Origin of the sequence: Limnohabitans sp. Jir61, from assembly GCF_003063545.1 — a bacterium.
Taxonomy (GTDB): Bacteria; Pseudomonadota; Gammaproteobacteria; order Burkholderiales; family Burkholderiaceae_C; genus Limnohabitans.
Genome location: NZ_NESD01000001.1, coordinates 559,269 through 576,142 on the forward strand (window position 1 = coordinate 559,269; position 16,874 = coordinate 576,142).

Sequence of the window (16,874 nt, forward strand, 5' to 3'; positions counted from 1 at the left end):
TTTCAAAAATCAATATGTGGGCACAGAGGCATCCACTTGCGACGACCAAGCGTTGATGCCGCCCGCGATGTTGGCCACATGGCTAAAACCTTGCTGTACCAAAAATGCGGCCACTTGCATGCTGCGACCACCGTGGTGGCACAACACAGCAATCGGTTGATCACGGTCGAGCTCAGTGATGCGAGGTGGAATGGTATGCATGGGAATCTTCACCAGCTCAAACCCTTGTGCGGTCACGCAGGCGGTTTGCACTTCCCAGGCTTCACGCACATCCAGCACCACGGTTGTGCCGTTGGGTGCTTGCGATGCGATCCAGTCTTGCAACTGAGCGGGTTGGACTTGGTCAATCATGCCGCGCTTTTAGAACTTGAAGCGTGTGGGCTCTGTAAAGCCTTGTAAACGTGGAGCCGTGTGGTCCCACAAAGCTTTGCTGCTCCAAGCGGCGTCAGCGGTGCGTGTGAACAATGTGGCAGCCATGACATGGTCGTGGCCAACGATGGCCAACAGGTGACCACCGACTTTGATTTGTTGCAACAAGGCTTGTGGCACTTCGGCCACCGAGCCGCCGAGCACGATGGCGTCAAACGGGGCATCGCCCGAAGCGCCCGTGCTGCCGTCAGCCACGCGCACATCGACGTTGGTGATGCCAGCGCGTTGCAGGTTGTTGCGGGCGTTGCTGGCCAGCTCGGGGTTGATTTCCAAGCTCACCACGCGTTGGGCGCGGCCGGCCAACAGAGCAGCCATGTAGCCGCTGCCCGTGCCGATTTCCAAAACTTTCTCTGTGCCAGTCAGGTGCAGGTCGTGCATCAAGCGTGCCGCCACGCGGGGAGGGGCCATGAATTCGCCGTGGCCCAAAGGGATGTCGGTGTCGGTGTAGGCCATGGCTTGGTAGGCCTGTGGCACGAACAGTTCGCGTTGCACGTTGGACAACACGGTCAGCACTTGGGGGTCGAGCACCTGCCAAGGACGAATTTGTTGTTCGACCATGTTGAAGCGGGCTTGTTCTTGGGTATTCATCTCAAAACTCCGAAATCAGTTCAGTTAAAGCTGGGCAAAATTTTAACGGGCGGGGCTGTCAAAGCCTGACGCCCATTTGCGTTTCATCCATTCGGCCAAATCGTCCAAATAGCAGAACACCACGGGTACGACCACTAAAGTAAGCAAGGACGAGGTAATCACCCCGCCAATCACGGCTTGACCCATGGGGGCGCGCTGTTCAGAACCCTCAGACAGGGCGAATGCCAAGGGCACCATGCCAAAAATCATGGCCAAGGTGGTCATCAAAATGGGTCGCAAACGCACTTCAGCGGCCAGCAGCAGGGCATCGTGGCGGCTGAGGCCTGGTTTGATGGAGCCATCGGGCTGCTCTTGGGGTTCACGAGAGCGAATGGCAAAGTCGACCAACAAAATCGCATTTTTGGTGACCAAGCCCATCAGCATGATGACGCCAATGACCGAAAACATCGACAAGCTAGAGCCAAACAGCAGCAAAGCCAGCACCACGCCAATGAGGGTGAGGGGCAGGGCGGTCATCAAGGCCATAGGCTGCAAGAAGCTTTTGAACTGGCTGGCCAGAATCATGTAAATGAACACTACGGCTAGCACCAAGGCCGAAATAGCATAGCCAAACGATTCGGCCATGTTCTTGGTGGAGCCGCTGAATTGGTAGCGGTAGCCAGGTGGTAATTGGATGCTGTCCATGGCTTTGCGAATGTCGCCTGACACTTCGCCAGCGGAGCGGTTGTACACGTTGGCATTGATGGCCACTTCACGCATCAGATCGCGGCGGTTGATTTGGTTGGGGCCTGTGCCTTCTTCGACCTTGGCCACTTGGTTCAAGCGCGCCACACGGGGGCTGCCGTCGGCGTTGACGCCGAGGGTGAAGGGAAGGCGTTCCAAGTCTTGCATCGCGTTGCGAGCGTTGGGTGCTAAGCGCACGTTGACGTCGTAGGTTTGGTCGTCGGCGGCACGCCAATTGGTGACGGTGGTGCCAGCGACCAACACGCGTAACTGGTTGCCAATCGCACCGAGCGACAGGCCTAGGTCGTTGGCCGCTTCGCGTTGTACCTTTACCTCAATGGTGGGTTTGTTGGGCTTCACGCTGGAGTCCAAATCGACCAAGCCTGGGATGTTGCGAATTTTGTCCATGGCCTCGGTGGTGAGGCGTTCAAGCTCGCGCAAGTCGCTGCCTTGGAGTGAGAACTCCACTTGCTTGTTGCCACCCACTGCATCCAGTAAGCCGGCATGTGTGACGGTGATACCCGGCACTTGGCGCAAGCGCTCTCGCAGCGTGGCCGACATTTGGTCGACATTGCGTTTGCGGTCTTTGCGGTCAACCAAACGGATGTAAATGCTGGCGTAAATTTTTCCGTTCGCTGCACCCGTGTTGATGGTGGACAGTGTGTAGCGCACTTCTGGAAATTCACGCACGATGGCTTCGACTTGTTTGGCTTTGGCCTCGGTGACTTCGAGTGACGAACCTACCGGCGTGTAGAAATTGACCGTCGTTTCAGAGAAGTCTGCCTTAGGCACAAACTCTGTGCCCAGAAGCGGCACCATGAAGATGCTCAGCGCAAAGATGCCAACGGCTAAGCCCACAGTTGAACGTTTGTGTACCAGCGCCCATTTCAGAATGCGCTGATAAATCAAAATCAGTTTGTCCGTGGTTTGTTCAAACCAAGCAGTGATCGGACCAACCGTGCGGTCGTAAAACGCATTGGATTTACCTTGCTCACCATGGGCATGAATGGTGGGGTCATGCCAGATGGACGAGAGCATGGGGTCGAGCGTGAAGCTGACAAACATCGAGATGAGCACCGCAGCCACGATGGTGATACCAAACTCATGGAAGAACTTGCCGATGATGCCGCCCATGAAACCAATAGGCAAAAACACCGCCACGATCGACAGCGTGGTGGCCAGCACGGCCAAGCCAATTTCTTGTGTTCCATCCATCGCGGCTTGGTAGGGCGTTTTGCCCATTTGCACATGGCGCACGATGTTTTCGCGCACCACGATGGCGTCGTCAATCAACAAGCCCACACACAGCGACAAGGCCATGAGCGTGATCATGTTGATGGTGAAGCCAAAGATGTACATGAACAAAAACGTGCCGATGATGGCAATCGGAAGCGTGAGGCCGGTGATGACCGTGGAGCGCCATGAGTTCAAGAACAAGAACACGATCAGCACCGTCAGCAGCGCACCTTCAATGAGCGTTTGGCGCACGTTGGCCACCCCCACACGGATGGGGCGTGAGCCATCTTGCACTTGCTCCAAGCGTAGGCCTGGGGGCAATTGCGCTTTCATCTCGGCCACGGTTTTGTTCAGGCCATCAATCACGTCAATCGTGTTTTCGTCTTGTGCTTTTTGCACCGTCATCAACAGTGTGCGTTGGCCGTTGTAGAGCGCCAAACTCTCGACCTCTTGTGCGCCGTCGTTCACAGTGGCCACTTGGTTCAAGCGAATCGGCGTGGTGTTTTTACGCGCCACGATGATTTGCCCAAAGTCCTCGGGGCGCAGCATGCGGCCTTGGATTTGAATCACGCGGTCTTGTTGTAACGAGCGCAAGCTGCCCACAGGCAAGTCTTGGGTTTCGGTTTTGACCGCGTTCACCACTTGGTCGGCGCTGATGCCCAACGACTCCATGGCTTGCGGGTTGAGGTACAAATTGATTTCGCGTTTGGTGCCGCCCACCAACGAGACTGAACCTACACCGCGTACGTTTTCTAGACGTTTTTTGAGGACCTGGTCGGCCCAGTTGGTCATCTCCACCGGCGAGAGAGGTTTTCCACTTTCAGCTGTTGTGGGTACCACGGCCAGAGACCAAATCGCTTTGCTGGATGGGTCAAAGCGCAAGACCTTGGGCTCTTTTACATCGTCGCGCAAGGTAGGACGAATCGATGCCACTTTTTCACGCACGTCGTCAGCGCCTTTGCGGCCATCCACATAGAGCTGAAACTCAATCACCACCACCGACATACCCTCGTAGCTGCGTGACGTGAGGGCGCTGATGCCGGCAATTGAATTGACGCCTTCTTCAATCTTTTTGCTAACTTCGCTCTCCACAATCTCAGGCGATGCACCAGGATATTCAGTGGTGACCACCACGACGGGGAAGTCAATGTTGGGGAATTGATCAATCTGTAAACGTTGGTATGAAAACAAACCGAGCACAACGAAGGCGAGCATCAGCATGGTCGCGAAGACCGGATTTTTAAGGCTGATTTTGGTGAACCACATGCGTCGTCTGTCGTCTTATGGCGCTGAACGAGAAGGTGTTGCAACATCGCTTGCTGCAATTGCGGTGTACTTGACGACCAAACCTTCACGTAAGGCGCCGACTTGTCCTTTGAGGACCGTGCTGCCCTCAGCTAAGCCCGTGACGCCCACCATGGTTTCTGATTCTGGCTTGCTTAAATCTAAGCCGCGTATGCCTAATGTGACTGTTTTGTGCGCGACTTTTTGTTGGTCGCCCATTTGCTCAACGACTTGCACATAAGGTTGTGCGCGGTCTGTGCGAACGGCGGACAAAGGCACAGCCAACACTTGGCTTTTGCCTAAACCTAAGATACCTTTGGCGAACAAACCGTGGCGTAAGCCTTCTGCTTTGTCTAGCCCTAAATAAATCAACACACTGCGCGTGCCAGTCTGGGCACTGGGGCTGACGCGCTTGACTTTTGCGCCTACGTTTTCTTTGCTGTCTTCCAGTTGCAATGAGGCAACTTGGCCCACGCGCACATCCATAGATTCACTGGGGCTTAGCGGCACTTCCACTTCAAGTTGGCTTAAATCGATCAGCTCCATGAGCTTGGCATCAATGGCCACACGCTCGCCCACTTGTGCGGTTCGCCCTGAAATGACACCTGCAAAGGGTGCGCGTAAGCTGGCATCATCCAATGCTTTGCGGGCAACATCGGCACCTGCTATCGCGGCTTTGTGGCTGGCGATGGCGCCTTGGTAGGACGCAACAGAGTTGTCCATTGCAGCTTTGGATATAAAGCCTTGATCTACCAAAGCTTTATTGCTGTCCCATGCACGTTGCGCAATTTCCATTTGTGATTTGGCTGCGCTGGCTTGTTCGTCGGCTTGTTGCCAGCGACGCTGGTATTCGGTGGGGTCGATGCGTGCCAATACATCACCTGCTTTGACGGAGTCGCCTTCGCGCACAGTGATGACTTTGACTTCGCCTGCCACACGTGCTTTGATGACGGCGTAGTTCACGGCCTTGACCGTGCCTGAGACATCTAGGCCTTGTGTGATGTCGCGCAGTTCTGCTTTCAGGACATCGCTTGTGGCCAATTCAATTTGCGAAATGGTGTTGGCTGGTGCAGCGGCCGCGGCTTGCTTTGCACTTTTGTTGCTCAGTGCACGAAGTACGCCGCCTAGCAAAGCGATGATCACAACACCAATCACAATCCAACGGGTTGGGATTTTTTTCATTTCTTTTTCTTTGCAGTGATGCCATTCAACAGCACTTCGACTTGCATTTGAATGAATTTTTCAGGATCTAACGCCTTGGCTGAAACGGCACAGGCGCCCATGGAATGTTTCCACATCATGAGGAAAATCATTGGCGCAATCACGATATGTACGGCTTGATCGAGATCCAAGTCATGAAACTCACCGCTTTGTAATCCGCGCTCCAAAATACGACGTATCAATGCATTTCCAGGTTTGATGACTTCATCTTGGTAGAAGGCTGCAATTTCTGGAAAGTTTTGCGCCTCACTCATCACCAATTTAGCAATGCCACTGGCCCGAGTTTTGCCGATTCGTTCCCACCAAGAAACCATGGCATAGCGAAGCATGTCGGCACTTGAACCATTAAATGTTTCGAGCTCTTCTTCCCAGGTCGGAAAATTATTTGCAATGTTTTCTCGAACAACTGCTTTGAATAAGTCTTCTTTGCTTTGAAAGTACAAAAACAGCGTGCCTTTAGACACGCCTGCACGTGCGGCGACTTCATCAGCGCGTGTCGCTGAGAAGCCTTTCTCTACGAACAAATCCAACGCAGCATCTAGCAGCTCGCCTGGACGTGCTTCTTTGCGACGTTCCCGCTTGGGCGAGGTTTCTGAGTGAAGAGATTGAATTTCGGTTGCCATGATTTAATGACTGGTTGGTTATTAATATACCAGCTTAATCCTTTTGAAGCACTTTAAGAATCCAAAGCCCCAAGCATTCGCGCAATACCCAAGCACTGTCGCGAAGTCCTTTGCCACTCGGTAGCCATTGCAATAAAGGTTTGACATCATTTTGTATGTAGCCCATGGGTGCAGGGGTCACTTCCAATCCTGCAGATTCGAATTCGCGAAGGCTACGAGGCATATGCCAAGCATTGGTGATCAGGGCAATACGAACAATGCCATCCCGTTGAAGCATTGCTGCGGTGTGTGTGGCGTTTTCATGCGTGTCACGTGATACGTTCTCACGCCACCGAAGTGAGGGTGCTCCGATTCGCGATAAGGCCAATGCTGCCACATCGGCTTCTGATAATTGATCGGCTGGTCCACTCCAACCTCGGCCACCTGTGTAAGCCATGGGTAGATTTGACTGGCGTGATAAGTACACACCGAAGAGCAAACGCATCATGGCATCTGGCGATAAAGTGGCTTCGCTGTACTCAGGTGCATTGCTTTCGACACCACCCCCCAGAACCACAATGGCTTGCACACCTTGATCCTTGAGTTCATGCAAGCTGACGGGCGACACCTGTGGCAATAAATTCAAGGCGAGCCAGATGGCCACAGCTTGGCAACTCAAGAGCCACAGCATCAGCGTTGTCAGCATTGCCAAAGCCAGCGGTAGGCGAACGCTCGCTCTCACGATGCTGCGTCGCCAAGCCCATGCGATCAGGGCAAATAGAAGCAATAAACCACTGGTGGCGGGAAGTGCCAGGGCGGTTAACAAGGGCTTGATGGAGAAAAGAGAGTCCATGTTCAGTCGTCAGGGTGAGATTGATCGTGATCATAGAATCAAGCCTATGGAACATACATACCAACCCGAGGACAGTGACACCAAAGTGATGACCTTAGGTGGGGGGTGCTTTTGGTGCACAGAAGCTGTATTCGTTCGTGTACGTGGCGTTATTGATGTCGAATCTGGCTATTGCAATGGCCACACCTTGAAACCCACCTATGCGCAAGTGTGTGAAGGCGATACAGGGCACAACGAAGTGGTGCGAGTGGTGTACGACCCAAAGCGCATCAGCCTGCGCGAACTGCTCGAAATTTTCTTTGTCATTCACGATCCGACCACGCTCAACCGCCAAGGCAATGATGCTGGTACGCAATATCGCAGCGGCATTTACTGGAGCGATGAGGCCGACCGAGAAGTGGCGCAACAGGTATTGGATGAATTGAATGTCGCTTTGTCTGATCGCGTAGTTACTGAGCTTGAGCGCTTGGACAACTATTCGAAGGCCGAGGACTACCACCAAGACTATTTTGCAAACAACCCACACCAAGGCTATTGCGCGTTTGTGGTCGCACCCAAGGTGCAAAAGTTTGTGCAAACTTTTACGGATCGACTCAAGCTTGATTGACGCGCCAGTAGCGATGGTGCGATGTCTTGTGCAGACAAGTTAGATATGCCTTACTTTTTTCAACTTAGTGTCTTGAACGCGGCAGCCTGTGGCGTGCTAGGCGTGTGTTGCGGCTTTGCTCACGCGCAAAGCGTGGGTATAGACGATGCCACGCACCTTGATGAAGTCACCATCACGGCACGCTCTTTAGAGAGCCGACGGTGGGTGCAGCCTGTGCAACAGCTCTCAGGTGCTGCACTCACTCAGCGACAAGGCAGCAACTTGGGCGAGACACTCGACAACTTGCCGGGTATTGCCAACAGTTCGTTTGGGCCAAACGTGGGGCGCCCTGTCATGCGTGGCATGGAGGGTGATCGCATCAGCCTGTTGCAAAACGGTGGCGCAAATATGGATGTGTCTGGTCTCAGTGCTGACCACGCCGTACCGATTGACCCTCTCACCACAGAGCGCATTGAGGTGCTTCGTGGCCCATTGACTTTGCTGTACGGCAACAGTGCCATGGGTGGTGTTGTGAATCTGATCGATAACCGCATCGCGCGTGAACGAGTGTTTGGCTCAGAAGGCGGCGTCATGGGAAGGGCGGAAGTACGCTCGGGTGGGGCTGCTGACGAGCGCAGCACTGGCGCCATGGTGGAAGCCGGTCATGATCGATTCGCCCTGCACGTCGATGCGTTTGAGCGAACTACTCAAAATTTGCGTGTACCAAAGGACATGACTTGTGCAGGGACGCCCAATGGCAGGCGCGTATGCAACTCTGTGAGTGACTCTCATGGCGCTGCCGTTGGTGGGACGCTGATATTCGACCGTGGTTATTTGGGCTTGTCGACCAGTGAGTATCGAAGCACCTACGGCACAGTGGCAGAACCCAATGTGAGCATTGGCATGGCGCGTCGCCATAACGTCATGGAGGGAGTGTTGCGTGATGCAGGTCCAGCTATTGAAGATCTCAAAATTCAGCTCGGTCATACCAACTACACCCATACCGAATACGACAATGCTGTGGTGGGCACGCGCTTCGATAACCAAGGCGATGACTTGCGGCTGGAAGCGCGACAAAGACGGATGCAACTCAACCCCGACTTGCAGCTTGATGGCGTGGTGGGTGCGAGTCGAGAACGTAACACCTTGCAAGCCGTGGGCGATGAAAAGTTCATGGGACCGAGCCGCACCCACAGCGCTGCAGTGTTTAGTCTTCAATCCTTGAAAACCGCATGGGGGCAGATCAATGCAGCGGCCAGAGCTGAGTCGGTGCAAGTGGAGCTTCTTGAGGTATTCAACGGTACAGCTGCACAAAGCAAACATTTCAACCCACTTAGCGTTTCCATGGGTGTTGTGCGCAACGATCGCCATGGTGAGGCGCAAAACGGCTGGCAATTTACTAGCAATTTAACGGCTAACCAACGCGCGCCCAAAGATTATGAGTTGTTTGCCAATGGCCCCCATGTAGCGACCGCCTCGTACGAAAGAGGGGATACTCATCTGGGGTTAGAGAAAGGCACACAGTTGGATGTTGGGGCAGAGTGGAAGTATGACGCACACACGGTAGCGTTGACCAGCTTTAGCTCACAGTTTTCCAACTACCTGTCTTTGCAGCCGACAGGGCAAGACGCTGGAGCTCCCAACCATTTGCCCATCTATACCTACGCAGGTGTGCGCGCGCGTTTGTATGGACTGGAGTCGAGCGCCAAACTACGCATGGTCGGTGGTCAACAAGCGATTTGGTCGCCCCACAGCACGCATGGAACGATGGACTTTGAGCTGCGCGCCGATGCAATCCACGCCCAAGACTTGACGAATAACGCGCCCTTGCCACGCATTGCGCCTCTGAGATTGGGGGCTGATGCAGTGTGGTCGCGCAACGCGTGGGGCGCCCGCTTGGGCTTCATGCATGCCTCTGCGCAAAACCGCGTGCCCGAAAACGGTGTTGCTACTGCTGGGTACACGTTACTGAACGCTGGCCTTAATTTTCATACACACACTGGGCCGACGCATTGGCTTTTATTTGCCAAACTTGACAACATCACGAACAAGTTGGCTTATTCATCGACGTCTGTGTTGACGCAAACCATGAGTAGCAACGCGCCGCCTCTAGCCGGGCGCAGCTTGAAAGTTGGAGCGCAGATGAGTTTTTAAGGGGCCAAGCGTTCACGCAGCCAAGAACCTTGTGCGTCTTGGCGGTAACGTAGGCGGTCATGTAAACGACTCTTTCGGCCTTGCCAAAATTCAAACAACTCGGGCATCAATCGGTACCCGCCCCAGTGTGGCGGCCGAGGTGGCTGTAGCAAGAATTGAGCGCCGTATCTGGCCGCATTGGCCACCAATGTGCCGCGCCCCTCAATGACTTGACTTTGTGGGCTGGCCCATGCGCCAATGCGCGAGTCGAGGGGGCGACTGTTGAAGTAGTCGTCACTCTCTGTATCGCTGACTTTCTCCACCCGGCCCTCGATGCGTACCACGCGCTCAAGCTCAACCCAATGAAATTGCAAGGCTGCAAATGGGTTGCCCGCCAATTGTTGCCCTTTGCGGCTGCTGTAGTTGGTGAACCAAACTATGCCGCGCTCGTCGTATCCTTTAATAAGCACGATACGGGTACTGGGCCGCAAGTCGCTGCTAACGGTGGCCAAAGTCATGGCGTTAGGCTCGGGTACTTCACTGGCAATAGCTTCATTCAGCCATTGGTCAAACTGCTGCATAGGGTCGGCTGCAGAAGCGGATTCGTTAAGTTCAGCGCGTTCGTAGCTTTTTCGGATGTGGGCAATGTCGGTCATGTGCTAAGGATAGCGCGTAGATGCAGATAAACCCTGTGATTTGATGTCAATCAATTTAGAGGCCAAGTCTGTCGTTAAGATATGGCCTGTCAGTATGTTCTGACCCAATTTAAAACTTTCCCAAGGGGATATTGATGAACAAACCTACCAATCGCCGCGTATTCATGATGCAAACCATTTCTGTTGCGGGTGTTGCTGCTTTCGCAACAACAGCTGCTCAAGCCGCTATGGTTGACGAGAAAGATCCACAAGCTGCAGGCTTGGGCTACAAAGCTGATGCCACCAAAGTGGATAAAGCCAAGCAACCCAAATACGCAGCTGGTCAGCATTGCGGTAATTGTGCATTGTTCCAAGGCAAAGCAACCGATGCAGCTGGCGGTTGCCCCTTGTTTGCTGGCAAACAAGTCGCTGGCAATGGCTGGTGCTCTGCTTACGCCAAGAAGGCTTAATCGCACTAGTTTTGGCTTGTCGTAAGCCATATAAAAAGGGAGCCAAGTGCTCCCTTTTTTGTGCGACCACCAACCCCTTACAGTGCGGGGCGTTGAATCAATTCAATCTTGTAACCATCAGGGTCTTGCACAAAGGCAATCATGGTGTTGCCTCCTTTAACGGGGCCCGGTTCGCGGGTGATTTGACCACCAACGGCCCGGATTCTGTCGCAGGTCGCCACTACGTCTGGCACGCCAATGGCAATGTGTCCGTAAGCGTTGCCTAAGTCGTAAGAGGATACGCCGTAGTTGTAGGTGAGTTCAATCTCAGCATGTTCGGGGTTGGTGCCGTAGCCCACAAACGCTAAGTCATAGTTTTGTTCAGGGCGTTGGGTGATGCGCAGCAGCTGCATACCCATGGCTTGGGTGTAGAAGTCAATCGCGCGTTGAAGGTCGCCAACGCGTAGCATGGTGTGAAGCAGTCTCATGGTGTTACTTTCCGGTAAATCGTGGTGTACGACGCTCGGCAAATGCCGCGCGTCCTTCAACAAAGTCTTGGCTGTAAACCGAGTGTCGTGAACGTTCTTTGAGGGCAGGTTCGTTATAGAGCCCTGCTGCAATTTCATTCAAGCTTTTTTTAGTGCTTGTTAGGGCGATAGGCGCCATGCCTGTGAGCGTGCTGACTAAGTTATGCACAGAGCTTTCGAACTCATCAGAGCTGACCAAGGCTTCAAACCCCCCAAGCTTATCAAGCGCCTCATAAGGAATTGACTGGCCGAGTAAAAACGCGCGTTTGCTCATTTGTAAACCGAAGCGGTTCACGTAGCGGCGCAAGCCACTGGGATAGTAATGCAAGCCAAGTGCCGCAGCTGGCATGCGCCATGTCATGTTGTGTTGGGCCACGATGAAGTCGCAGGCCAGCACCAAGTCTGTTGCACCGCCATACACGCTGCCGTTCAAGGCGCAAATTGTGATGGGTCGCAAACGTTCCAGCGCTTCTGGTATTTGTTCAAAGAACAACGGAGCCATGGGGTCGTTGTCAAAGCCGCCCACGTTGTAGCCCGAGCTGAATACCGCCTGTTTTTGTCCCATCGTGTCTGCGCGCAGCACGACCACGTGTATGGCTGAGCTTTTCTGGATGGCGTCGAAGTGAGCCAGTAGCGCATGGAGGTCAGCGTCGGTCAGGCTATTGCGCAGCGAAGGGCGCCGTAGCGTCAGAGTGGCCACAGCGCCGTCGATTGTGAGAGTGGGAGAGCCTTCAGTCATAGGCTGTCATGTTAGCCAATCAGCGGGTAGAGTAGGCATTATCAAAAGAAATCAGCTGGAGGATGCTGTATGGCTCAAGAAATCTTGCAAGTTTCGCCCTTGCCCCCCTTCATGATGAAGGCGCTGCATGAGGCCGAATACATCGTGCATGACCACACCCACATCAAAGACCCGGGTGCTTTGAGCAAAGTAACGGCTATCGTGGGAACGGGTGCAGCTAAGGTCGACAAGAAACTACTGATGATGTTGCCCAACGTCAAATTGATTGCCATTTGTGGCGTGGGTTACGACGGTGTGGATGTGGCTGCGGCAAAAGAAAAAGGCATTCTGGTCACGCACACGCCCGGTGTACTGACCGACGATGTAGCTGACTTGGCTTTTGCCTTGGTCTTGTCGATTGGGCGACGTATTCCGCAAGCCGATAAGTTTGTGCGCAACGGTGACTGGGTGGATGACGCATTCAACCTCACGCACAAAGTCTCTGGCGCACGTTTAGGTGTGGTGGGGATGGGCCGTATAGGACGAGCCATAGCCAAGCGTGCGACAGCGTTTGACATGCCCATTGCCTACACAGGCCGTGCGGCCAAGACCGACTTGCCTTATCCCTTTTACAAAACTGTCGGCGACTTGGCTGCGCAGGTGGACTATTTAGTGGTGGCCGTGCCTGGTGGTGATGACACCAAAAACTTGATTGGTGCACAAGTGCTGCAAGCCTTGGGCAACACGGGCTATCTCATCAACGTTGCGCGCGGCTCCGTGGTAGATCAAGCGATGTTGGTGCAAGCGCTGAAAGAGAAAACCATTGCAGGCGCAGCGCTAGATGTGTTTTGGGATGAGCCCATCATCGATCCTGAATTGCGCCGCTTGCCCAATGTGGTGCTAACGCCGCATATCGCCAGTGCGACAGTCGAAACACGCCAAGCCATGGCAGCATTGACCCTTGACAACTTGCAGGCCTTCTTTGAAAGGAGAGCTTTGCTAACGCCAGTACCTGAGTGCCAATAATCAAAGGAAATCCATGAGCGCCCCTTCATCCTCTTTGCCCGCGCGACCCTACCGACGCATCGCCACAGAGGAGGCGTTCTCTCCGCCAGAAATGTTGGAGATTTACAAGCGCATCTTGGCCAAAGACGATGTGGACGTGGGCTTCAAACACTTGATGGGTTTTTACATGAGCAGCCCGAGTGAGCGCGCCACGCACATCATGCGCTGCTTGACCGACTTAGACGCACTGCGCTTGCAGCATATGGACGAAGCGGGTGTGGATGTGCAAGTCATCGGGCTCACATCACCTGGTGTGCAGATCATGGACAAAGGCACGGCCGTTTCTTTTGCGCCCGTGGCCAACGACATCTTGGCTGACGCCATGCGTCGCCACCCTGATCGTTTGGTGGGCATGATTGCCGTTGCACCACAAGACCCTTCAGCCGCAGCCAAAGAAATTCAGCGTGGTGTGAACCAGTTGAACATGCATTCAGTGGTGATCAACTCTCACACACAAGGTGAGTATTTGTCCGATCAAAAGTTTTGGCCCATCTTTGAAGCTGCCGAGGCAATGGACACCCCCATTTACTTGCATCCCAATGCCATGCCCGCGAGCATGATTCAGCACTTCATCGAAGCGGGCTTGGATGGTGCGATTTACGGTTTTGGTGTGGAAACGGGCTTGCATGCTTTGCGCTTGATTACCTCAGGGGTGTTTGATCGCTTCCCTAAGTTGCAAGTTATTTTGGGCCACATGGGTGAGGCATTGCCTTTTTGGGCCTATCGCTTGGACTACATGCATGCAGCCACCGTTAAATCCAAGCGCTATGCCAGCATGCAGCCCATCAAGCGTAAGCCCAGTGACTATCTGCGTGAGAATTTCCACATCACCAACAGTGGTGTGGCCTGGGGCGCGGCCTTGAAATTCACACAAGACTTCATGGGACCAGATCGTGTGCTCTATGCGATGGACTACCCTTACCAATACGTGCCAGAAGAGGTTGCGATGCTAGAGAACCTCGACATGGCACCGCAGGTGCGCAAAGCATTCTTCCAAGATAACGCTGAGCGCTTGTTCAAAATTCCACCTGCTTCCAAAGCTGGCTGAGTTACAGATCTATTGGAGAACATGGAATGATGAACGTTGACCGTCGGCAACTGGCCGTGCTTATGTTGGCTGCGATGAGCTTGCTGAGCCTTGGTGCATCTGCACAAGGCACTTATCCGAATCAAGCTATCAAAATCGTGGTGCCTTTCACACCTGGCACAGGCATGGACACCATTGCACGTGTCGTTGGCCCACGTTTGAGTGAGCGCTTAGGGCAGCCTGTGGTGGTGCAAAACCAGCCCGGTGCAAGTGGGAACATTGGTGCAGAGGCCGTGGCCAAATCGAACCCCGATGGCTACACGTTGTTGATGGGGGCCAACACCATGTTGATCGCCTCACAGCTTTACAAGAATGTTGGCTTTGATCCTGTCAAAGACTTTGCACCTGTCTCGATGGCTGCATATGGTTCGTTGATGTTGGTGGCCAATCCGAAAACGGTTATCAAGTCTTTGGCGGATTTGATCAAAGAGGCCAAGTCCAAGCCGGGTGCGATTAGTTTTGGTTCGCCTGGTGTTGGCACACCGCATCACATGGCGATGGAGTTGTTCAAGCTTGAATCCAACACCTTCATGCTGCACGTGCCGTATCGCGGCACGGCGGGCTACACGCAAGACCTGTTGGGCGGTGAGCTCAATGTCGGCTTCTTGCCTGTGCACATTGCTCAAGGTTTTGTGAAGGGTGGTCGCTTGAATGCTTTAGCAACGGGTAGCCCCAAGCGTCACCCAGTGGCGCCCGATGTGCCAACGTTTGAAGAGGTGGGTGTCAAACGCATTGACGTTGACCTTTGGTATGCCTTCTTTGCCCCTAGCAAGACACCTGCTGCTGTGATCACACGCTTGAACACAGAGATGGCAGCCATCTTGCGCCAACCTGAAGTGAAAGACATTTTGGGAAAAGCCGGGCTGGATGCATCAGCGTCGAGCCCTGCCGAGTTGGCCGCGATCGTCGCCAAAGACTATCCCCGATGGGGCACTGTGATTCGCACCAAGCAAATCACAGCAGATTGACATGCCTCATTTTTAATGCGCTGCGTTGTCGTGTTGACCGCGCAGGCGCTTGAACAACTGATGGGCTAAGTCTGGGTGGATGGTTTTCTCTTCGCTGACCCACGCCACGAACTGATCCGGGCGCACCAAAATCCAATGTGCTTCATAACGGTCAGCTTGTGAACCTGTTGGTTCGTGAATCACGGTCAGTGGCACGCCTGCAGCAGCGGCGGCATCAATCAGCACTTGCGTGTCGTTTGTTGCGGCACCCAAGGCGAGCAGGGTAAAGCCATTGCCCAATTCTTCAAAAACATTCTTCCCGTTGGATAGAGCTGCAGGCGTCAAGTGATGCCCTGCGCGTGCTTTGAACTGGTGCGAGCCTTTGGCACTGCAAACGTGGTGTCCCACATGGTTGTGCCACACCACGGGCGAGCCTTCGTAGTTGGGTTCAAACGCGTGTACTTCACCCACCGCACCTTGTGATCTTTCTGCCCAAGCTTTTTCGAAGGCGGCTTGGTCTTGCTGAGGATCAAATTTTTCTAAAAATTCTTTATCCGTTTCAATCGACTTCGCAATGAAGTCATCAATGGTGGAGGCAAACACCGGACGGCGTTCAGCGTCATACGAGTCGAGCAGCGCATCATCGCCCCAGCCTTGCAAAGCGGCTGCCAATTTCCAGCCGAGGTTGCGTGCGTCTTCAAACCCTGAGTTCACGCCATAGCCGCCATAAGGCGGGTGGCTGTGCGCTGCATCGCCCGCAATGAAGATGCGGCCTGCGCGGTATTGGTCGGCCAAGGCAAAGCGCAAATCCCAAAAGCCAATGTGTTGAAACTCAATTTCAAATTCAGCCCCCACGGATTCGTGGAGGTATTTTTTGAAGTCATAGTTGTCTGCCTTGGTGCCCATTGGCACAGGGGCGTGAAAGAACCATGTGTTGCCAAGGTCGACGCGGCCAAAAAATTTCCAATAGCCTTTGAGCTCAGGGTGCAGCACGTTGTAAAACGATTTACCAGGAAAGCGTGCCAGAAGTGTGTGCAGCTCTTGTGATTTGAAAACCAGCAGCACCATGCATCGGTCATGGTCAGACAGAGTTTGTGTGATGCCCGCTTGCTCTCGGCTTGGAGATCGGCTGCCATCGCAGCCCACCACATACGAGGCACGGATGGTTTGTTGTTGCTTGCTGCTGCGCTCTGTCAGTGTGACGGTGGTACCTTCGTCGTCTTGCGTGACGTGTTCTGCCCCCCAACCAAACAGCGTCTTCACAGTGGGTATCGAAGCCACGCGTTGACGCAATACTTTTTCAGTCTCGTACTGCGGCAAGCGCTCGTTGTCTTTGAAGTAATACGGCTTCACCAGTTCACGCTGCAGCCAGTCGTAGTGGTGGTTGCTCAGCAATGAGCCATAAGCGGTTAAGCCACCAATGCCGTATTCAGGGGGAATGGTGCGCGCCGCGCGCAGCTGTGGTTCTGCGCCCCAAAAATGGAAGTGCTCCATCGTGCGCTGCGTCAGGTTCTGTCCCCTTGGAATAGGCTGGGTTTGCGTGTGGCGCTCAGCCAAGATGCAGCGAATGCCGCGTTGACCGAGTTCAATGGCTAGGCCTAAGCCGACTGGGCCGCCGCCGATGATCACTACATCGGTGGCATGAGAAGTGTGAATGCTGTCAGTCATATGCGTCATTTCTAAAGCACGCATTGTTGCGGTGTTCGTATCGGGTTCCTGTCGCGAACTTGCCACCGACTTCTTGCTGATTGCGTTACAAGCTGTGTGTGAGAACTGTCTCACGTTTGGATT

At 53.9% G+C, this 16,874-nt stretch carries 16 protein-coding genes; 6 read left to right on the forward strand and 10 right to left on the reverse strand.

The window, feature by feature from the left end:
• Positions 1 to 9: 9 nt before the first annotated feature.
• Genes B9Z35_RS02715 through B9Z35_RS02740 form a run of 6 tightly spaced genes read right to left on the reverse strand, consistent with a single transcriptional unit; the run spans position 10 to position 6,936 of the window.
• The gene (locus tag B9Z35_RS02715; RefSeq protein WP_108282113.1) at positions 10 to 351 is read right to left on the reverse strand and encodes a rhodanese-like domain-containing protein; all 342 of its coding nucleotides are present in this window, start codon (positions 349 to 351) and stop codon (positions 10 to 12) included.
• 9 nt (positions 352 to 360) lie between these two features.
• Positions 361 to 1,017: a protein-L-isoaspartate O-methyltransferase gene (locus B9Z35_RS02720; RefSeq protein WP_108282114.1), complete on the reverse strand. Its 657-nt coding sequence runs from the start codon at positions 1,015 to 1,017 to the stop codon at positions 361 to 363.
• Between the two features lie 42 nt (positions 1,018 to 1,059).
• A complete protein-coding gene (locus B9Z35_RS02725; protein ID WP_108282115.1) occupies positions 1,060 to 4,242 on the reverse strand; it encodes an efflux RND transporter permease subunit in 3,183 nt (1,060 codons plus the stop codon).
• 15 nt (positions 4,243 to 4,257) lie between these two features.
• Positions 4,258 to 5,442 carry an efflux RND transporter periplasmic adaptor subunit gene (locus B9Z35_RS02730; RefSeq protein ID WP_108282116.1) on the reverse strand — a complete coding sequence of 395 codons (1,185 nt, stop codon included), beginning with the start codon at positions 5,440 to 5,442 and terminating at the stop codon, positions 4,258 to 4,260.
• Positions 5,439 to 6,104 (reverse strand): TetR/AcrR family transcriptional regulator, encoded by a 666-nt coding sequence (locus B9Z35_RS02735; RefSeq protein ID WP_108282117.1) that lies wholly within the window; start codon positions 6,102 to 6,104, stop codon positions 5,439 to 5,441. The genes B9Z35_RS02730 and B9Z35_RS02735 overlap by 4 nt, the downstream gene beginning before the upstream one ends.
• A gap of 34 nt (positions 6,105 to 6,138) precedes the next feature.
• Positions 6,139 to 6,936, reverse strand: a complete 798-nt coding sequence (locus B9Z35_RS02740) for a YdcF family protein (protein WP_108282118.1) — start codon at positions 6,934 to 6,936, stop codon at positions 6,139 to 6,141.
• Between the two features lie 46 nt (positions 6,937 to 6,982).
• Here B9Z35_RS02740 and msrA point away from each other — a divergent pair, with 46 nt between their 5' ends.
• Both msrA and B9Z35_RS02750 read left to right on the forward strand, forming a co-directional pair.
• On the forward strand, positions 6,983 to 7,543 hold the full coding sequence (msrA, locus tag B9Z35_RS02745; protein ID WP_108282119.1) for a peptide-methionine (S)-S-oxide reductase MsrA: 561 nt from the start codon (positions 6,983 to 6,985) through the stop codon (positions 7,541 to 7,543).
• 45 nt (positions 7,544 to 7,588) lie between these two features.
• Positions 7,589 to 9,676 carry a TonB-dependent receptor gene (locus tag B9Z35_RS02750; RefSeq protein ID WP_158268107.1) on the forward strand — a complete coding sequence of 696 codons (2,088 nt, stop codon included), beginning with the start codon at positions 7,589 to 7,591 and terminating at the stop codon, positions 9,674 to 9,676.
• On the opposite strand, the gene pdxH is transcribed toward B9Z35_RS02750, so the two are convergent.
• A complete protein-coding gene (pdxH, locus tag B9Z35_RS02755; protein ID WP_108282121.1) occupies positions 9,673 to 10,311 on the reverse strand; it encodes a pyridoxamine 5'-phosphate oxidase in 639 nt (212 codons plus the stop codon). The genes B9Z35_RS02750 and pdxH overlap by 4 nt on opposite strands.
• 134 nt (positions 10,312 to 10,445) lie before the next feature.
• On the opposite strand from pdxH, the gene B9Z35_RS02760 reads away from it, so the two are divergent.
• Complete coding sequence (locus tag B9Z35_RS02760) at positions 10,446 to 10,760, forward strand: high-potential iron-sulfur protein (protein ID WP_108282122.1); 315 nt, start codon at positions 10,446 to 10,448, stop codon at positions 10,758 to 10,760.
• Between the two features lie 77 nt (positions 10,761 to 10,837).
• On the opposite strand, the gene gloA is transcribed toward B9Z35_RS02760, so the two are convergent.
• Together gloA and B9Z35_RS02770 are read right to left on the reverse strand one after the other, a co-directional pair.
• A complete protein-coding gene (gloA, locus tag B9Z35_RS02765) occupies positions 10,838 to 11,227 on the reverse strand; it encodes a lactoylglutathione lyase (protein WP_108282123.1) in 390 nt (129 codons plus the stop codon).
• Positions 11,228 to 11,231: 4 nt separating this feature from the next.
• Entirely contained in the window at positions 11,232 to 12,005 is a 774-nt protein-coding gene (locus B9Z35_RS02770; RefSeq protein WP_108282124.1) for an enoyl-CoA hydratase-related protein, read from the reverse strand.
• 69 nt (positions 12,006 to 12,074) lie between these two features.
• On the opposite strand from B9Z35_RS02770, the gene B9Z35_RS02775 reads away from it, so the two are divergent.
• From B9Z35_RS02775 to B9Z35_RS02785, 3 genes are read left to right on the forward strand one after another with little or no spacing between them, the layout of a single operon-like run.
• Entirely contained in the window at positions 12,075 to 13,010 is a 936-nt protein-coding gene (locus B9Z35_RS02775; RefSeq protein WP_108282125.1) for a 2-hydroxyacid dehydrogenase, read from the forward strand.
• 13 nt (positions 13,011 to 13,023) lie between these two features.
• The gene (locus B9Z35_RS02780) at positions 13,024 to 14,097 is read left to right on the forward strand and encodes an amidohydrolase family protein (RefSeq protein WP_108282126.1); all 1,074 of its coding nucleotides are present in this window, start codon (positions 13,024 to 13,026) and stop codon (positions 14,095 to 14,097) included.
• Positions 14,098 to 14,123: 26 nt separating this feature from the next.
• On the forward strand, positions 14,124 to 15,104 hold the full coding sequence (locus tag B9Z35_RS02785) for a tripartite tricarboxylate transporter substrate binding protein (RefSeq protein ID WP_108282127.1): 981 nt from the start codon (positions 14,124 to 14,126) through the stop codon (positions 15,102 to 15,104).
• Positions 15,105 to 15,116: 12 nt separating this feature from the next.
• On the opposite strand, the gene B9Z35_RS02790 is transcribed toward B9Z35_RS02785, so the two are convergent.
• The gene (locus B9Z35_RS02790) at positions 15,117 to 16,751 is read right to left on the reverse strand and encodes an FAD-dependent monooxygenase (protein WP_233246455.1); all 1,635 of its coding nucleotides are present in this window, start codon (positions 16,749 to 16,751) and stop codon (positions 15,117 to 15,119) included.
• Positions 16,752 to 16,874: the final 123 nt, after the last annotated feature.

Coding starts and splice junctions, on each gene's coding strand:
- B9Z35_RS02720 (WP_108282114.1), bottom strand. CDS start 1,017: ATGAATACCCAAGAACAAGCCCGCTTCAACATGGTCGAACAACAAATT.
- pdxH (WP_108282121.1), bottom strand. CDS start 10,311: ATGACCGACATTGCCCACATCCGAAAAAGCTACGAACGCGCTGAACTT.
- B9Z35_RS02750 (WP_158268107.1), top strand. CDS start 7,589: ATGCCTTACTTTTTTCAACTTAGTGTCTTGAACGCGGCAGCCTGTGGC.
- B9Z35_RS02760 (WP_108282122.1), top strand. CDS start 10,446: ATGAACAAACCTACCAATCGCCGCGTATTCATGATGCAAACCATTTCT.
- B9Z35_RS02740 (WP_108282118.1), bottom strand. CDS start 6,936: ATGGACTCTCTTTTCTCCATCAAGCCCTTGTTAACCGCCCTGGCACTT.
- B9Z35_RS02730 (WP_108282116.1), bottom strand. CDS start 5,442: ATGAAAAAAATCCCAACCCGTTGGATTGTGATTGGTGTTGTGATCATC.
- B9Z35_RS02790 (WP_233246455.1), bottom strand. CDS start 16,751: ATGACTGACAGCATTCACACTTCTCATGCCACCGATGTAGTGATCATC.
- B9Z35_RS02775 (WP_108282125.1), top strand. CDS start 12,075: ATGGCTCAAGAAATCTTGCAAGTTTCGCCCTTGCCCCCCTTCATGATG.
- B9Z35_RS02780 (WP_108282126.1), top strand. CDS start 13,024: ATGAGCGCCCCTTCATCCTCTTTGCCCGCGCGACCCTACCGACGCATC.
- B9Z35_RS02785 (WP_108282127.1), top strand. CDS start 14,124: ATGATGAACGTTGACCGTCGGCAACTGGCCGTGCTTATGTTGGCTGCG.
- B9Z35_RS02735 (WP_108282117.1), bottom strand. CDS start 6,104: ATGGCAACCGAAATTCAATCTCTTCACTCAGAAACCTCGCCCAAGCGG.
- B9Z35_RS02715 (WP_108282113.1), bottom strand. CDS start 351: ATGATTGACCAAGTCCAACCCGCTCAGTTGCAAGACTGGATCGCATCG.
- gloA (WP_108282123.1), bottom strand. CDS start 11,227: ATGAGACTGCTTCACACCATGCTACGCGTTGGCGACCTTCAACGCGCG.
- B9Z35_RS02725 (WP_108282115.1), bottom strand. CDS start 4,242: ATGTGGTTCACCAAAATCAGCCTTAAAAATCCGGTCTTCGCGACCATG.
- B9Z35_RS02770 (WP_108282124.1), bottom strand. CDS start 12,005: ATGACTGAAGGCTCTCCCACTCTCACAATCGACGGCGCTGTGGCCACT.
- msrA (WP_108282119.1), top strand. CDS start 6,983: ATGGAACATACATACCAACCCGAGGACAGTGACACCAAAGTGATGACC.